Annotated in this window: 16 protein-coding genes; 11 read left to right on the top strand and 5 right to left on the bottom strand. The window is 62.2% G+C overall.

Going from position 1 to position 16,902, the window contains the following annotated elements; translation table 11 throughout:
* Positions 1–3 precede the first annotated feature (3 nt).
* The 3 genes from ACKLNA_RS03995 to ACKLNA_RS03985 form a co-directional block, all read right to left on the bottom strand.
* Positions 4–2,925 (bottom strand): TonB-dependent receptor domain-containing protein, encoded by a 2,922-nt coding sequence (locus tag ACKLNA_RS03995; protein ID WP_408984933.1) that lies wholly within the window; start codon positions 2,923–2,925, stop codon positions 4–6.
* A 91-nt stretch (positions 2,926–3,016) separates the two neighbouring features.
* Positions 3,017–3,967 (bottom strand): FecR domain-containing protein, encoded by a 951-nt coding sequence (locus ACKLNA_RS03990; RefSeq protein ID WP_408984932.1) that lies wholly within the window; start codon positions 3,965–3,967, stop codon positions 3,017–3,019.
* Positions 3,964–4,470, bottom strand: a complete 507-nt coding sequence (locus ACKLNA_RS03985; RefSeq protein WP_085710106.1) for a sigma-70 family RNA polymerase sigma factor — start codon at positions 4,468–4,470, stop codon at positions 3,964–3,966. Before ACKLNA_RS03985 ends, ACKLNA_RS03990 begins: the two co-directional genes overlap by 4 nt.
* Positions 4,471–4,768: 298 nt before the next feature.
* On the opposite strand from ACKLNA_RS03985, the gene ACKLNA_RS03980 reads away from it, so the two are divergent.
* From ACKLNA_RS03980 to ACKLNA_RS03965, 4 genes are all read left to right on the top strand, one after another.
* Positions 4,769–6,487, top strand: coding sequence for a hydrogenase maturation protein (locus ACKLNA_RS03980; RefSeq protein ID WP_408984931.1), 1,719 nt, complete (start codon positions 4,769–4,771; stop codon positions 6,485–6,487).
* A gap of 252 nt (positions 6,488–6,739) precedes the next feature.
* On the top strand, positions 6,740–7,603 hold the full coding sequence (locus ACKLNA_RS03975) for a LysR family transcriptional regulator (RefSeq protein WP_085710108.1): 864 nt from the start codon (positions 6,740–6,742) through the stop codon (positions 7,601–7,603).
* 109 nt (positions 7,604–7,712) lie between these two features.
* Entirely contained in the window at positions 7,713–8,858 is a 1,146-nt protein-coding gene (locus ACKLNA_RS03970) for a sterol desaturase/SRPBCC family protein (protein WP_408984930.1), read from the top strand.
* A gap of 56 nt (positions 8,859–8,914) precedes the next feature.
* Positions 8,915–9,931, top strand: a complete 1,017-nt coding sequence (locus ACKLNA_RS03965; protein WP_408985550.1) for an SMP-30/gluconolactonase/LRE family protein — start codon at positions 8,915–8,917, stop codon at positions 9,929–9,931.
* Positions 9,932–9,977: 46 nt separating this feature from the next.
* Here ACKLNA_RS03965 and ACKLNA_RS03960 read toward each other — a convergent pair whose 3' ends face one another.
* Both ACKLNA_RS03960 and ACKLNA_RS03955 read right to left on the bottom strand, forming a co-directional pair.
* Entirely contained in the window at positions 9,978–10,148 is a 171-nt protein-coding gene (locus ACKLNA_RS03960; protein WP_167443776.1) for a hypothetical protein, read from the bottom strand.
* A gap of 109 nt (positions 10,149–10,257) precedes the next feature.
* A complete protein-coding gene (locus tag ACKLNA_RS03955) occupies positions 10,258–10,500 on the bottom strand; it encodes a YdcH family protein (RefSeq protein WP_085710111.1) in 243 nt (80 codons plus the stop codon).
* Between the two features lie 205 nt (positions 10,501–10,705).
* Between ACKLNA_RS03955 and ACKLNA_RS03950 the strand changes: the two genes are divergently transcribed.
* The 7 genes from ACKLNA_RS03950 to ACKLNA_RS03920 all read left to right on the top strand — a co-directional run bounded on the left by ACKLNA_RS03950 (position 10,706) and on the right by ACKLNA_RS03920 (position 16,893).
* Positions 10,706–11,227, top strand: a complete 522-nt coding sequence (locus ACKLNA_RS03950; protein ID WP_408984929.1) for a DUF4142 domain-containing protein — start codon at positions 10,706–10,708, stop codon at positions 11,225–11,227.
* A 239-nt stretch (positions 11,228–11,466) separates the two neighbouring features.
* Positions 11,467–12,318 carry an STAS domain-containing protein gene (locus tag ACKLNA_RS03945; protein ID WP_408984928.1) on the top strand — a complete coding sequence of 284 codons (852 nt, stop codon included), beginning with the start codon at positions 11,467–11,469 and terminating at the stop codon, positions 12,316–12,318.
* Positions 12,319–12,321: 3 nt separating this feature from the next.
* On the top strand, positions 12,322–12,684 hold the full coding sequence (locus tag ACKLNA_RS03940; RefSeq protein WP_007959463.1) for an STAS domain-containing protein: 363 nt from the start codon (positions 12,322–12,324) through the stop codon (positions 12,682–12,684).
* A complete protein-coding gene (locus ACKLNA_RS03935; RefSeq protein ID WP_408984927.1) occupies positions 12,681–13,085 on the top strand; it encodes an anti-sigma regulatory factor in 405 nt (134 codons plus the stop codon). The genes ACKLNA_RS03940 and ACKLNA_RS03935 overlap by 4 nt, the downstream gene beginning before the upstream one ends.
* Entirely contained in the window at positions 13,082–14,092 is a 1,011-nt protein-coding gene (locus ACKLNA_RS03930) for an ATP-binding protein (protein WP_408985549.1), read from the top strand. Before ACKLNA_RS03935 ends, ACKLNA_RS03930 begins: the two co-directional genes overlap by 4 nt.
* The gene (locus ACKLNA_RS03925) at positions 14,085–14,960 is read left to right on the top strand and encodes a sensor histidine kinase (RefSeq protein ID WP_408984926.1); all 876 of its coding nucleotides are present in this window, start codon (positions 14,085–14,087) and stop codon (positions 14,958–14,960) included. The genes ACKLNA_RS03930 and ACKLNA_RS03925 overlap by 8 nt, the downstream gene beginning before the upstream one ends.
* Positions 14,950–16,893: a response regulator gene (locus tag ACKLNA_RS03920; protein WP_408984925.1), complete on the top strand. Its 1,944-nt coding sequence runs from the start codon at positions 14,950–14,952 to the stop codon at positions 16,891–16,893. Before ACKLNA_RS03925 ends, ACKLNA_RS03920 begins: the two co-directional genes overlap by 11 nt.
* Positions 16,894–16,902: the final 9 nt, after the last annotated feature.

The raw sequence follows: 16,902 nt of genomic DNA, 5'->3' as shown, positions 1-16,902 counted from the left end.
GTCTCATCCCCCGAAGTGATAACTCACATCCAGCCACCACTGCCGCCCATACGGGTCGTAGTTGCCGGTGGGGTAATACGGCCAGCCGGCCGAGTCGTCATGCTTGACCTGATTAAGCAGGTTGTTGACGGTCAGTCCGACACTTGCCCGGTCGTTCAAGCGATAGCGCGCACTGGCGTTGAACACTGTCCACGGTGACAGGCGCCCGTCGCCCGCGCCGTTGGTGACGGAGCCATAACGGATGCCCATCAGGGTCGCCGTGGCCTTCTGATAATCCCAGGTCAGGCTGGCGTTGACCTTGCTGCGCCAGTCGTAGTTGCTGCGCGAAGTGCGCAAATCCTGGGTCGGGGCGTCGTCGGATTCCTTGTAGAAATGCGACAGCACCAAGGTGTATCCCAGCGCCGAACTGAACGCTCCGTACTGCCCGGCACCCCAGCGAATGTTGCTCTTGAAATCGAGACCACTGACCCGCTCGCTGGCGGCGTTGATCGCATTGACCCGCACTCGCTGCAACTGATTGGGATCGACGGCGGCATTGCCGGGATTGCGATCGACACGAGCGAGAGTCGATTGGCAGTTGGCCGAGTTGATGTCCTGGGTGCCGTTGCGGCATTCGTTCTCTTCCTGCAGCAGGCGGTTTTCGTCGACGGTGGTCAGCAGGTCATCGATTTCCACCCTCCAGAAATCGGTGGAGAAATCGAAGTTGCGCGACGGCGACCAGACAAACCCGTAAGTCCAGGATTTTCCGCGTTCGGATGCCAGATCCGCCGTGCCGCTCTGGGTGTAATCGACACGCCCGCGATCACAGGCGCCCTCCACGCCCTGGCTGCAACCGTAGTAGTCGATCTGCGCCGGGTAGTAGCCGTTGCTGTCGGACTGGTAGATGTAGTTCAGGTCCGGCGCGCGGAAACTGGTGCCGTAACTGCCGCGCAGCAGCAGGCTGGTGATCGGCCGCCACTCCAGGCCGAGGTTGTAGGTTTTCTGCTGCTCGGTGCGGCCGCTGAATTTGTATTGGTCCCAACGCCCCGCCGCTGTCGCCAGCACAGTGTCAGTGACCGGAATGCTGAACTCACCGCCCGCCGCGTAGCGCTTGCGCGAACCGCCGGAGCTTTGTGCAGGCGTCACACCATAGAAACTGCCGTCATTCAGGCTGTCGTCCGGGTCGATGCGGTATTCCTGTTTGCCCGCTTCCAGTACGCCGGCAAATCCGACCGGGCCGGCCGGCAGGTCAAACAGGTCGCCATTGACCGAGGCGTTGTAACTGGTGGACACCGACTTGCTGCTCTGGGTCAGGTTGCCGCGAAACTGCTGCCATTCCTGCGGTGTGAGCGGTCGATCAAGACGTGAAGCATCCGGAGAGAACACCGGGTAACCGCCGCGTGTACCGAGCTGCGGACCCAAGTAGAAATCCTGGATCGACGACAGCGGCGTATAGCGTGTGGTGCGCACGCTTTTGTATTCCGAACGATTGGCCGCCAGATCATAGTGCCAGCCGGTGTCGGCGATTTTGTCCGAAAGCCCCAGGGTGCCAGTCCATGAGGTGTCGCGCCACTTGCTGTTGTTGCTGGTACGCCCGCCGATTTCCTCTTCACCGAAACGCCGATACCAACGCTCCAGATTGCCGCTGTTCTGGTTGATGAAGTCCGGCGACGTGAAGGTCGGGCCACGGGTGTTGTTCTGGATGTGGTCGAGGCCGTACATCAGGTCGGCGAACACCTGGCCGCTGTCGCTAAAATGCCAGGTGCCGCGGGTGTAGCCGTCGTAGTTTTCCTTTTGCGTCTGGATCGTCCAGTAATCGTTGTACATCTGGTCGGTGCGGCAACGCCCGCCATTGTTGAACAGTTTGTTGTCGAACGTGCCTTGATAGGCACCGCAGCCTGGTCCCAGGTACCGGTTATTACTCAGGTCGCGACGGTATCCGACATCCGCCAGCGGGCCGCTCTGCATGAAGCCACGGTCATCGGCCCAGATCGGATCGCGATTGGTCAGCTCAAGCCCGAACAGGCCGTCGAAGTCACCCCAACTTCCGCCGCCGCTGATCTGCAAGCGCTGATTGTCACCGCCCCCACGCTCGCTGGTACCGCCCTTGAGGTTCACGTCGACGCCATTCATCTTGTCCTTGAGGATGATGTTCACCACCCCGGCAATCGCATCCGAACCGTAGATCGCCGAGGCGCCGCTGCTGAGGATTTCGATGCGGTCGATGATCGCCGAAGGAATGTTCGCCAGGTTGGTGAAGTTGACCTTGCCGTCGTACGGCGTCGGGTAATCGGCAACCCGCCGGCCATTGATCAACACCAGCGTGTGGTTGGGTCCAAGACCACGCAGGTTGAGTGCGCTGGCGGCCGGCTGCCAGGTGTTGCCATAGTCTTCACCCTGAGTCATGCCGGTGTTCTGGGTTTGCGTGGCGAGGGCGTCGTAGACGTTCTTGTAGCCCCGCGCTTCCATTTCCTCATGGGTGATAACGTTGACCGGTGTCGCCCCATCGGACTGGGCGCGGGCGATCCGCGATCCGGTGACCGTGACTTTTTCCATGCGGTAATCGGCGCTGCTGGCGGGCGCCACGGCGGCGGCTTTCACAGGCGCGGTGCTCGGCGCGTCGGCTTGACGAATGCTCAAACCCTGAGTGCCCTGCTCCACTTGCAGTCCGCTGCCGAGCAAGGCTTTCTCTACGGCTTGCCGACCGCCCAACGCACCGCGCACTGCACTGCTGCGCTTGCCCTGCACCAGATTCTGGCTGAAGGAAATCGGCACACCGGTCTGGCGCGAGATGTCCAGCAGCACCTCGTCGAGCGCACCTGGGGCGATGTCGAAAGTGAACACCTGAGTGGCGGCATCTTGCGCCAGAACGGCCAAAGGAACGATGCCCATCGCCAGCGCGGCGGCCAGCGTCAGGCGGGTTGATTGTTGTTTGAATAAGAACATCGAGGGGCTTCCCTGTTGAAGGCGTCTGCAGGGAATGAGCAGCGGGCCGGCGCTTTTTATAGGGGGGCGGATAGACCGGGAAGTTATGGTTTTATAACCGCGCTTCGATGCTCACCCAGTAAGGGTTGTGCCAGGTGACGCGAATCGGCAGCGAGCGTTCGAGCAACTGCAAGGTGCGGTCGCTGTCGTCCAGCGGATAGAGGCCGCTGAGGCGCAGATCCGCGACTTCGGGGCTCAGGTGCAGAATCCCGCGACGATAGCTGCGCAGGCTGTCGATGACTTCGCTCAAGGGGCGGTCACGCACTTCGAGACGTCCCTGAACCCAGGCGCTTTCCTGTCCCTTGCTGCGCTCCAGAGCGAGGATTTCCCGTTCGTTGAACAACAGGCTTTCGCCCGCCTCCACCACTTGCCGCGCGCCGCCGGCAGTGACCACTTCGACCTGCGAATGCAGCATCACCAGCCGCGTCGAATCCTCAGCGCGCTGCACCAGGAATTTCGTACCGAGGGCGCGCATCCGCCCGTGTCCGGTTTCGACCACAAACGGCCGCGCCGGATTTTTCGCCACATCGACCAGCAGTTCCCCGCTGCGCAGCGCAAGCAGACGCTCTGCGCTGTCGAATCGCGGCACCACGCGGCTGAGGGCGTTCAGCATCAAGGTGGTCCCATCTTCCAGCGTGAATTCGCGTCGCTCGCCTGTTCCGGTCGACAACTCGCCGGCCTCGGGCAACCAGCCATAACGTCGCCCGAGCAACCCGGCCAACACCGTGACGCCGAGCACGCTCAGGCTGCCGCTGATGAATCGACGACGGCTGCTGGAGGGCGCATTCAGGCTGTGCAGCACACTCTCACGGGGCAGCCCGCGCAGGTTCGCATGGCGCAACAGATTCAGTCCTCCACCCATTTGCTCGATGATCTGCTGATGCCGTGGATCCGCTGCACGCCAGGCGTCGAAGGCTGCACGTTCTTGCAGGCTGACGTCGCCCGACTGCAACAACGCCATCCATTGCGCCGCTTCGTCGATCAGCGTTTCGTCTGGTCTCATGCCTGCATCGCCTGATAGCAACGTTTGAAGGCTTCGACCATGTACTGCTGCACCCGACTGGTGGACACACCGAGGCGCTCGCCGATTTCGCTGTAGGTCAGACCGTCGAGCTGATGGTAGAGAAACGCAGCCTTGGCCTTCGCTGACAAGCCGTTGAGCAAGCGATCCACCGCCAGCAGCGCTTCGATCACCAGTTCCCGTTCCTCGGGTGACGGATGTACTGGCTCCGGCGCCAACGCCAGGCTTTGCAGATAGGCACGCTCCAGATCCTGCCGGCGCCAGCCTTCGTAGACCAGACGCCGGGCAATTGTGGTCAGCAGTGCGCGAGGTTCGCGAATGGCCAGCGGATCGGGCAATGCCAGCACCCGCAGAAAGGTTTCCGAAGCAATGTCCTGGGCGCTGTGCGGGCAGCCGAGGGTACGGCTGACGGCGGCGCATAACCATCGGTAGTCCTTTTGGAACATTTGCCCGATGAGCTGGTAATGCGGGTTGTGACTCCCCATGCCTTACTCCCTGAAAACGGGCTCCACCCGCTGCGAAAATCCATGGATACGCCGGGATCGTCCGGCGTTGATCAGGGCTGCGACTGTGCAATAGCGTCGCGGACATTTGAAGTAATAAAAAATCAGGATATGCAAACCATTGAGTATAAGACGCTTTGTCGCCACGGCAACATTGGCTGACACAACGTTGATCTCGATCAGTGGCGCCCGCCACGCCACTCTCTAACCTTGCGCCTCCATCGATAGCCACGGACGGCTCACCGGGAGCCTGCGGCTGACCTTTCAAGGAAGAGCAATCATGCGATCACTCAACATCATTCTTCTGTCTTCGGCGTTCAACGGCCTGACCCAACGTGCCTGGCTGGACCTGCGTCAGGCAGGCCATTCGCCGAGCGTGGTGCTGTTCACCGACGAATCCGCCGTGTGCGAGCAGATCGAAAACAGCGGCGCTGATCTCGTGATCTGTCCGTTCCTCAAGGACCGTGTGCCCCATGCGCTGTGGAGCAATCTGCAACGTCCGGTGGTGATCATTCACCCCGGCATCGTCGGTGATCGCGGCGCCAGCGCGCTGGACTGGGCGATCATGCGTGAGCTGCCAACCTGGGGCGTAACCGCGCTGCAAGCGGTGGAAGAAATGGACGCCGGCCCGGTCTGGGCCACCTGCGAATTCAACCTGCCGGCAGGCCTGCGCAAATCCGAGCTGTACAACGGCCGGGTCAGCGACGCGGCGATCCGTTGCATCCGCGAAGTGGTGGAGAAATTCATCGATGGTTTCGTCCCGATGCCATTGGATTACTCCGATCCCAAGGTTCGCGGCTGTCTGCAACCGAACATGAAACAGGACGACCGCACCTTCAGCTGGCACGACTGCTCGCGTTTCATCAAGCGCTGCATCGACGCGGCGGACGGCCAGCCCGGCGTACTCGCCAGCCTCGCCGGCGGTCAGTATTACGTGTATGACGCGCACCTCGATCAGCGCACCGGCATCCCTGGCGAAATCCTTGCGGTACACGACGATGCGGTACTGGTGGCGACCGGTGATCACAGCCTGTGGATCGGCTCGCTGCGACGCAAACCGCAACCGGGTGAAGAAACCTTCAAGCGTCCGGCGCGGCATGTTCTGGCCGGGCAATTGGCGGATGTACCGGTGCTGGACTGGTCGATTGCCAACGCGCCATTCAGCGATGAGGCCTATCAGCCGATCCGCTATCGCGAGTCCGGGCGGGTCGGCGAGCTGACGCTGGAGTTCTACAACGGCGCCATGAGCACCGAGCAATGCCAACGCATGGTCGAGGCGCTGCGCTGGGCCAAATCCCGCGACACCCAGGTGCTGCTGGTCAAGGGCGGGCGCGGCAGTTTTTCCAACGGTGTGCATTTGAATGTGATTCAGGCTGCCGAAGATCCGGGCGCCGAAGCCTGGGCCAATATCCAGGCCATCGACGATGTCTGCGCCGAATTGCTCAGCGCACGGCAACTGGTGGTCAGCGGGGTCACCGGCAATGCCGGCGCCGGGGGCGTGATGCTCGCCCTGGCGGCTGACATCGTGTTCGCCCGCGCCGATATCGTGCTCAACCCGCATTACAAGAGCATGGGCCTGTACGGCTCGGAATACTGGACCTACAGCCTGCCCCGCGCCGTCGGCCCGGCCATGGCCGAACAACTGACTCAGGCCTGCCTGCCAGTCAGCGCTGCTCAGGCGTTGCAACTGGGCATGGTCCAGGAAATCGGCCCGCGCTGCCCGGACGAGTTTGGTTTGTGGTTGCTGCAACGGGCCAATTCGGTACTGACCGATCCGACGTATGCGGCGGTGCGTGAACGCAAGCTGCGGGTCGATCATGAGCTGATCCGCCAATGCCGCGAAAGCGAGCTGCAAGAGATGCAGGAAGACATGCTGTACAACCGCAATCAGTTTGCCGAGAAGCGCCGCAATTTCGTGTACAAGCGCAAGACGTGCTGCACGCCGGCGCGGTTGGTGGAGGATTGGGCTCGGGTGCGTGAGGCTGAGCTCGCCGGTTGATCGGCGGCGTCTGCTTTTCCCCTCATCGGAACGCCGCCCGCCTAGCCCTCTCCCCCAGGAGAGGGAACCGATCGGGGGATATTGAAGAAGTACGCCGACCTGAAAGATTTGCTTTGAATCCAAAATCGACTCGGTCTTTCAGGTCGGCGTATAGCGCAAGACAACTCGGTCAGTCCCCTCTCCCTCGGGGAGAGGGCTAGGGTGAGGGCGCTTTTGCCTTACAATGCGGGCACCTCAGACAACGGCGCCCCTATGGACATCGACCTCGCCCGCACCTTTCTGGAAATCGTCCGCCACGGCAGCCTCGCTGCGGCGGCGGAAAAGCTGTTCGTCACCCAGACCGCGATCACCGCCCGCGTACAAAAACTCGAAAGCCAGTTGGGCAGCACGCTGTTCGTGCGCAACCGCGCCGGTGCGCGGCTGACTGCCAACGGCGAGGCGTTCGTGGTCTACGCCAATCAGCTGGTGCAGACCTGGGAAGCCGCGCGCCGCGACCTGCCGCTGCCCGAGGGCTACGACAACGTGCTGCACATCGGTGGCGAGGTCAGCCTGTGCAACCCGTTGATGCTCAGCTGGGCCGCTGAACTGCGCGAGAAAATCCCCAGCCATGCCCTGCGCATGGACATCCGTGACGGCGAGAATCTGCTGCGTCAGCTGGAACTCGGCGTGCTCGACGCCGCGCTGGTCTATCAGCCGGAATACTGGCCGGGCCTGCAGGTCGAGCAAGTGCTGGAAGAGAAACTGATTCTGGTCCGGACACCCAACCGCCCCGCTCCCTACGTATACATCGACTGGGGCACCGACTTCCGCCGTCAGCACGATGCCGCATTGCCGGAAAAAGCCAAGGCCGCCCTGAGCTTCAACCTCGGCCCGCTGGCTTTGCAATACATTCTGGAGAACGGCGGCAGCGGCTACTTCCGCACCCGTGTCGTTCGCACCTACCTGGAAAGCGGCGCACTGGAAGTCGTGACCAAAGCCCCGGAATTCGGCTATCCGACCTACCTCGTCTATTCCCGCGACCGTGATTCGGCGACCCTGCAACAGGCGTTCGATCTGCTGCGCGAAGTGATCAAGGCCGACGACGACTGGTCCCAGCGCTGGAACCCGTTGAGCTGACGACCGCTATGCACCGGAGCATGGCAGTTGTGACCTCAAGGTAGACCCTGCACGAACGGCGGGATCGGCTAATCTGCCGGGATAACGACAATATCCGCAGGTGACCGCAGTGAGGCAGACCACCGAGGCATTTCGCAGCCGCTATCGCGCGGCGATTCATCCGCTGTACAACCCGTGGCTGCACGGTACCTTCGTGCTGCTGTTCGGCGTGCTGGCCATCGGCGCGTTCTGGAGCAGCGTGCAGCAGGTGCGTCCGCTGGAATGGCTGGCGGTGCCGCTGACCTTGCTGTTCTTCAATTTCGGCGTGTACGTGGTGCACCGCCACCTCGGGCATCACAAGAAAGCCTTCGCCAAGATGTTCTACGCCCGCCATGCCGGTGACCATCACAGCTTCTTCACCCCAGGCCACATGACCTGGGACAGCGCCCGCGACTGGCGGGTGATCCTGTTTCCGGCGTGGCTGATCGTGGTGCACACGCTGGTGATTACCCTGCCCCTGTGGTGGCTGTTCGCACAGGTCAACGCCAACGTCGCCGGGCTGTTCGGCGGCTGCATGGTGCTGGGTTATTTGACCTATGAGGTCTTTCACGCCTGCGAGCACTTGCCGGAAAAGCATCCGTTTAGTCGTCTGCCATGGATTCGCCAGATGCGCCGTCTGCACGAATTACATCACCGGCGTGAACGCATGCAGGAGCGCAATTTCAATATCGTCCTGCCGTTGATGGATTACCTGTTCGGCACCCTCTACTGGGAGCCGGAATCCGTCCCCCTCACCGATTCGAGAACGCCCATGACCCGCATGCAGCATCCGATCGACATCGCCGGCGAGCCGATTGCCGTACTCGCCTACGCCGCCACCGTCAGCCGCTGGCCCGAGTGGCATCCGTCCTCGCTGAAAATCGACGGCCCCGCCGGGCCGTTGCATGCCGGCGCGCGTTTCGAGGAAGACATTCATGCTGGTGGCCGCGAAGGCCATTTGAGCTGGGAAGTCACCGAATACCTGCCGGGGCGGCGCTGGTGTGCCCGGGCTCAGGGCGATCATGGATTGTCATTGCATCTGACCTACGAATGTTCGGCCGCAGGCGAAGGAACGGCTTTCGTACGTACTCTGGATTACCGCTTCGAGAGCCTGGGCATGCGCATCGCCAATCAGCTGTTGCTCAAGCGCCGTATCGAACGTGAGTCGGCGGCCTCGATGCTGGCCTTGCGCGATATGGCGACCCGGCATCTGGCACTCGCGGGGGCCCACGTGTGAAGCTGCGCCAGCTGATCCTGCTGCTGGTGATTTTGATTCTGGCCTTCCTGTTGCTGATGCCGACCAAAGTCGAGCCGGTGGCGTGGAAGCCGCAAGCAGCCCCCTCATTGACTGAAGGGGTCTACGCGGACAATCAACGCCTCAAAAGTGCGAAGCAGGTCGGCCCGGGCGATATCGAAGGCCCCGAAGCGCTGTTGCTGGAGGACGACTTTCTGATCACCGGCCTGCATGACGGGCGCCTGCTGCGCACCAGCCTCGACGGCCAAAAGCGACAGGTACTCGCCGACACCGGCGGGCGTCCGCTGGGCCTGGCGCGGCATCCCAACGGTTTGCTGGTGATTGCCGACGGGGTCAAGGGCTTGCTGTCCCTTGATGCACAAGGACGGTTGACCGCGCTGACCACTGAAGCCAATGGCCTGAAATTCGGTTTCACCGATGACGTGGCCATCGACAAATCCGGGCATTACGCCTACTTCAGCGATGCCAGCAGTCGCTGGGGTTACGGCCATGATGGTGAGGCGATCATCGAGCACGGCGGCGACGGCCGCCTGCTGCGCTATGACTTCCAGACCGGCAAGACCAGCGTCCTGCTCGACAAACTGGAGTTCGCCAACGGCGTGACCCTCGGCCCGGATGACGCCTATGTGCTGGTCAACGAAACCGGCGCCTACCGCATCAGCCGCTACTGGCTGACCGGGCCGAAGGCCGGCACCCATGACCTGTTCATCGACAACCTGCCGGGGCTGCCGGACAACCTCGCCTTCAATGGCCGGGACCGTTTCTGGGTGGCGCTGTACACGCCGCGCAATCCGCTGCTCGATGGCACCGCCGGGCATCCGTTCGTGCGCAAGATGATCGTGCGGGCGATGACCGTTGTGCCCAAACCGGTGGAAAAACGCGGGTTCGTGCTGGCGCTGGATCTGGACGGCAAGGTGATCGCGAACTTGCAGGATGCGAGCGACGGCAATTACTCGCCGATCACCACGGCGCGCGAGTATGGCGACTGGTTGTATTTCGGCTCGCTGAAAGCCACGCACATGGCGCGGATGCCGTTGGAGGCTGCTTTGAAGTGAGGCCCCGGAATCCGCGTCGACTCGACTGGCCAGCGATGGCGGACGGTCAATTGCTGGACCGATCGAATTTGTCCGGGTCTTCATCTTCCGGCACCTCGTCGTCCTTCCGCTTTTCTTCCGGATGGCGGACGGTATGCGCCGGACTGTTGGGCTCGGGATGAGTGGGAACCGGGTCGAATGCACCCTGCTCTTCACTGGGAAATTTTGGATCTTTCATAAGGCACCTCGCAAAGAGTCGCTATGTGAAGACTCTGTACATTCGAGGTGCCCGTCGTGGCTGTCGTTCCAGTCGTGCCACCCCCGAAGGTCGATGGCGCGACTGACGGTCAGGTTCGAGCCTGCAATTGCTCGACGATCTTGTCTTTGACCTGCAAGCGTTTCTCTTTGAGTTTCTTCAGTGCGTCATCACTGGGCGCGTCCGAAGCTGCCGTCTCGGCCTTGACGACCTCGGCGTCCGCCTGGGAATACTTGTTGATCAGTGCGTCCAGATGTGGATCCTCGGTGCGTCGTTGCTGGATCTCTTCCTTCGTAAGCTTCAAGTCCTGATACAGGTCATGGGTCACCGGCATGGAACACCTCCGTCAATTGATCGGCAGCCGACGCGACCGATTGCGTCAGCCATTACCAGAATGGCCTTGGTTGTACCCTTCTGTCGACCACCTGTCAGACCAGCGGTGGCCGTTCGTCGCCCTGAAGCAAATACGATAAAACCTTACGCCGCAGGCTTCCCTCCATTGAGTAACACCCCCAAAACATCTGCGTGGAGAAACACCAATGGACGGATTCAACCTGCGTCATCTCGCCCTCGCCGTCGCGCTGAGTACCGGCATGGGCAGCGCCTTCGCCGCCACCTCCAACAGTTTTGTCGATAACGCGGCGGCCGGTGGCATCGCCGAGATCGAGACCAGCCGCCTGGCCCTGGAAAAAAGCCAGTCGGCGGACATCAAGGACTTCGCCAACATGATGATCACCGACCACGGCAAGGCCAACGATGAACTGGCGGCCATTGCCCAGGCCCACGACATCAAGGTTCCGGACTCCACCACCCTCGTGAAACAGGCCAAGGAGAAGATCCTCGACATGCGCGACGAGTCCTTCGACGCCGCCTACGCCAACAACCAGGTCAAGGCCCACGAAGAAGCCATCGAGTTGTTCAAGAAAGAAGCCAACACCGTGACCGACGACCAGGTCAAGGGCGCCACCGAGCTCAAGGGCTTTGCCCAGAAAATGCTGCCCGGCCTGGAAAAACACCTGGCAGCCGCCAAGGAGCTGCAGGCCAAACACCCCTCCAAATAACCGCAAAGCAAGCCAAGAGGCCGCCTCCACTGGACGCGGCCTCTTTTTATTGGGCATTCAAAGGTGCGAAAGATCGGCGTCACCGGCCACGCCAACTAGAGTTAACGGGGCATTCCTTGCGCCGGATCAAAAATATCCTCACAGGAACGAACAACTATTTCGAACGGCCAGGGTCATTCACTTCGCGCCGGTCATTTTCCGAAGAACCGGCCCCCAATTCGCAATGGAGCACGACGCACATGGCAGCACTGCAGAACAGCACACTCGATGCGATTAAAAACAAACAGGCACAACTGCTGGGCGAATGGATCAACGGACTGCAGGCCAGCGGCGCCACCCGCAACCTCAAGGAACACGACATACAGCAACAGACCAGCGAATTCCTGCAACTGGTGGTCACGGGGCTGGAAAGCGACAGCGGCACCAACATTGCCGCCCCCGGCTGGGAGGCCACCCGTCAGTTCCTTGAAAAGCTCTCCCACAGCCGCGCGCTGCTCGGTCAGGACTCGCAACAAACCGCCAGCTTCATCTTCTCGCTCAAAGGCCCGTTGTTCGCGCTGCTGCAAAACCATTACCAGGATCAACCGGCGCTACTGGCCGAACAACTCTGGGAAATCTCCGAACTGCTCGACGCTTTCGGCCTGCACACCATCCGCACCTTCCAGAAATCCCGTGAAGCGGTGATCAAGCGTCAGCAGGAAGAATTGCTGGAGCTGTCCACCCCGGTGGTCAAGCTGTGGGACGGCGTACTGGCGCTGCCGATGATCGGCACCCTCGACTCGCAACGAACGCAAGTGGTGATGGAGTCGCTGCTGCAACGCATCGTCGACACCGGTTCGGAAATCGCCATCATCGACATCACCGGCGTGCCGACCGTCGACACCCTCGTTGCCCAACACCTGCTCAAGACCGTCACCGCGATCCGCCTGATGGGCGCTGACTGCATCATCAGCGGCGTGCGTCCGCAGATCGCCCAGACCATCGTGCACCTCGGTCTCGACCTGCAAGGCGTGGTGACCAAGGCCAACCTGGCCGACGCCTTGAAACTGGCCCTGACCCGCCTGGGCATCACTCTCGCCAAGACGGTTTAACCGATGGAACGTATCCCGATTCTCCAGATGGGCGACTTCCTGCTGGTGACCATCCAGGTCGACATGCATGACCAGCTCGCCCTCACCCTGCAGGACGATCTGTCCGAGCGCATCAGCAAGACCTCGGCGCGCGGAGTATTGATCGACATTTCGGCGCTGGACATGGTCGATTCGTTCATCGGCCGGATGATCGGCACCATTTCCGGCCTGTCGAAAATCATGGACGCCGAAACCATGCTGGTGGGCATGCAGCCGGCGGTGGCGATCACCTTGGTGGAACTCGGCCTCAACCTGCCCGGCGTCAGCACCGCGCTGAATGTCGAGCGCGGCATGAAACTGCTTCAGGAACGAGTACGCCAGCAATGACGGTGCGCAGCAGCGGTACGCAACCGATCAACCTCGAGCAGGACGTGGTGCTCGCCCGGCAACTGGCGCGCAAACTGGCCACCGAGTGCGGCATGCGCCTGATCGACCTGACCAAACTGGTGACCGCCGTCAGCGAGCTGGCGCGCAACACCATGGTGTATGGCGGGGGCGGCGACATGGTCTGGCAGATCCTCGACGACAACCACAAGGTCGGCCTGCGCCTGACCTTCCGCGATGAAGGCCCGGGCATTCCCGACATCAAACTGGCGATGACCGATGGCTGGACTTCCGGCAGCGGTCTGGGCCTGGGCCTGACCGGCGCCAAGCGGCTGGTGGACGAATTCGAACTGGACACCGCACCCGGCAAAGGCACTCGCATAACGATCACCCGATGGACATGAACATCAGCGGGTCGTTGACCCAGGTCTTGCTGATCGAAGACAGCAGTCAGATCGGCCATGCACGGCGCACCGCCCAGCAGCTCGCCGAATCTCACGGCTTCGATGAGCGCGATGCCGGACGGGTGGCGCTGGTGGCCACGGAACTGGCGAGCAACGTGCTCAAGCACGCCGGTGTCGGCGAGTTGCACCTGCGCGCCCTGCCCCGCGCCAACGGTTTCGGCATCGAGATGCTGGCGGTGGACCGGGCCAAGGGCTTCGATCTGGAGTCCTGCATGATGGATGGCTTTTCCACCGGCGGCACCCAGGGCATCGGGCTGGGCGCGGTGGCCCGACAAACTGAAGTCTTCGACGTGCACGCCGATGCCCGGGGTGCGGTGCTGCTCGCACGCCTTTATCCACGCAATGACCAGACGCCGGACCTGCGCTACGGCGTCAGCCAGCACTCATTGCACAACGACCCGGCGTGCGGTGATGTCTGGCATCTGGCGGTGGATCGCAACAGTATCAGCGCGCTGATCGTCGACGGTCTGGGCCACGGCGAGGACGCCGAACGCGCGGCCCGGGCCGGGGAGAAAGCCTTTGCCCTGGATCCCTTCGCGGCCCCGGCGACGCTGATGGAAGACCTGCACCGGGAAATGATCGGCACTCGGGGCGGTGCCGTCGCGTTTGCGCAGTTCCATGGCGAGCGCGACAGCCTGAGCTTCGCCGGTATCGGCAACATCGGCGCCAGCCTCGTCAGCGCCGACAAATCCCGTGGGCTGGCCTCGCACCCGGGGATCGTCGGCGGCCAATACCGGAAAGCCCGGCCCTTTGACTATGCTCACGTGAATGGACATCTATTGATCATGTACAGCGACGGCTTGCAGTCCCGTTGGAACCTCCAAGACTACCCCGGCCTGGTGCATCGCCATCCCGCCGTGATAGCCACCGTCCTGCACCGCGACTTCTGTCGTGGCCGCGACGATGTAACGGTGCTGGTCGTTGCCCTGGAGGCCGCCCATGGCTGAGTCCCCGACTTTGAGCAGCGCAGAACAGACCGCGCTGATCGCCCAGTTGCAGAGCGAAACCGCGGCACTGCGCGAAGAACTCGACGAAACCAATCAGGGTGTACTGGCCCTGTACGCCGAACTCGACACCCAGGCCGAACAACTGCGCCAGGCCTCGGACCTGAAAAGCCGCTTCCTGTCGTACATGAGCCACGAATTCCGCACGCCGCTGGGCTCGATTTTGAGCATCAACAGCCTGCTGGCCGACGAACTCGACGGCCCGCTCAGCCCCGAGCAACACAAGCAGGTAGCGTTCGTCAGCAGCGCCGCCCGTGAACTCAGCGACATGGTCGACGACCTGCTCGATCTGGCGAAAATCGAAGCCGGGCGCATCACCATTTCCCCGGCGTGGTTCGACATGTTCGACCTGTTCGCGGCGTTGCGCGGGATGTTCCGACCGATTGTCGACGCCACGTCGGTGGACCTGATTTTCGAAGAACCGGTAGGCCTGCCGCGCCTGTACACCGACGACAAGAAGCTGGCGCAGATCCTGCGCAATTTCATTTCCAACTCGCTGAAGTTCACCACTCGCGGCGAAGTCCGGGTCTCGGCACGGCTTGAAGGTCAGGACAAAGTGCGTTTCGCCGTCAGCGATACCGGCATCGGCATCGCTGCGGAGTTGCACGGCACCCTGTTCGAAGACTTCTCCCAGGTCGATTCGCCGCTGCAAAAACGCCTGCGCGGCACCGGACTCGGATTATCCCTGTGCAAGCGTTTTGCGGAGCTGCTGGGCGGCGAAGTCGGCGTGGAAAGCGCACCGGGAGTCGGCTCGACCTTTTTTGTGATCATCCCGTTGGCGATCGCTCTGGAGAACGTCGATGAAACATGACATCCGCCTGTTGATCGTCGACGACAACGTCGCCACCCGCTACGCCCTGCGCCGGCGCCTGGAGCGCCACGGCTACGAAGTGCTGGAGGCCGGCACCGGCGGCGAAGGCCTGGCATTGATCGCCAGCGAGGCACTGGATGCGCTGATTCTCGACGTCAACCTGCCGGACATGAGCGGCTTCGATATTGTCCGCGAATTGCGCGCCGATCCCGGCACCGCCCTGCTTCCGGTGATCCATGTGTCGGCGGCGTCGATCCAGACCGGCGACATCATCACCGGCCTCGACGCCGGGGCCGACGCCTACCTGATTCACCCGGTGGACCCGGACGTGCTGCTGGCAACCCTGCGCACCCTGCTGCGGGTGCGCGACACGGAAAATGCCCTGCGCGAAAGCGAGGCGCGCTTCCGGGAAATCTTCGTCAATGTTTCGGCGCCGATTGCGGTCATCGATGCAACCCTGAAAGTCCACGAGTGCAACCACGCCTTTGCCCAACTGATCCAGGACAACCGTGACGCGCAGATCCTCGACGAGTGCTTTGCCGAAGATCAGGGCGCAATCCTCAAGGAATTGCGTCTGCGACTGGTGGACGGCGAGCGCTGGAAAGGCACGCTGAACATGCGCGTGCAGGGTGAAATCCGCGAAACCCAGTGGCAGATTTCCCCGTACCGTACGCCGGAACTGAGCCTGGTGTTCGTCGAAGACGTCACCGAACACCGTCACCGTGAACGCTCGCACCTGGCGCGACTGGACGACACCACCACGCAACTGGCCAAGGAAGTCGCCGACCGGGTACGCGCCGAAGCGCAACTGCTGCAGGTGCAGAAAATGGATGCTCTGGGCAAGCTCACCGGCGGCATCGCCCATGACTTCAACAACCTGCTGACCGGGATCATCACCAGCCTGGAACTGATCCAGAAACGCGTCGCCGATGCCCGTCTCGACAAGGTGCAGTTCTACGCCGACGCCGCGCTGAATTCGGCGATGAGCGCCGCATCGCTGACCCATCGCCTGTTGGCCTTCGCCCGGCAACAGCCACTGGACACCCGGCCGGTGGACATCAACGATCACGTGCGTTCGCTCGAAGAATTGCTGGTGCGCACCATCGGCGAACGCATCGCCCTCAAGCTTGAGCTGACCACCAAACCGGCCATCGCTCTGGTCGATCCGATTCAACTGGAAAGCGCGGTGCTCAATCTGGTCATCAACGCCCGGGATGCCTTGCCGCAGGGCGGCAATATCTGGGTCAGCACCTATGCGGCGTACTCCCATGGCGACCCGAATCTGACCGATGGCTCTTACGTTGCGCTGTCGGTGCGCGACGACGGCACCGGCATCGAACACAGTCTGATCGACAAGGTGTTCGACCCGTTTTTCACCACCAAGCCACTGGGTCAGGGCACCGGTCTGGGGTTGTCGACGATTTACGGTTTCGCCCGTCAGTCCGGCGGCGATGCACACATTCGCAGCGTCGCCCGGCGCGGCACCGAAGTGACCATCATGCTGCCGGCCACCAGCGACCCGACCGCCGCCGATCTGGTGCCACCAGCGGTCGATCCGCAAGGCTCCGGCGAGCATGTGCTGATCGTCGAGGACATGCCGTCGGTGCGGCTGTTCGTCACCGAAGTGCTGGAGGACGCCGGTTACCGCTGCACCCAGGCCGGCGATATCGAAACCGCCCTGGAGCGCCTGCAGAACGATCCGTCGATCAACCTGCTGCTGACCGACGTCGGCCTGCCGCGCATGAGCGGTCGTGAACTGGCGGACGTGGCCCGGGGCTGGCGCGACGGGCTGCCGATCCTGTTCATGACCGGCTACGCGGAAACCGCGATCAACCGTCAGGTGTTCCTCGGCGCCGGCATGGACATGCTGGTCAAACCGTTCCAGATCAGCGAATTGCTGGACAAGGTGCGCCGCACGCTCGACGGCGCCTGATACATCGCC

The sequence above is a fragment of the Pseudomonas sp. UV AK001 genome (assembly GCF_046097675.1).
In the GTDB taxonomy this organism is placed as follows: domain Bacteria; phylum Pseudomonadota; class Gammaproteobacteria; order Pseudomonadales; family Pseudomonadaceae; genus Aquipseudomonas; species Aquipseudomonas kribbensis.
Note: the sequence above shows the minus strand (reverse complement) of the source record. Positions and strands in the feature narration are given on the sequence as shown.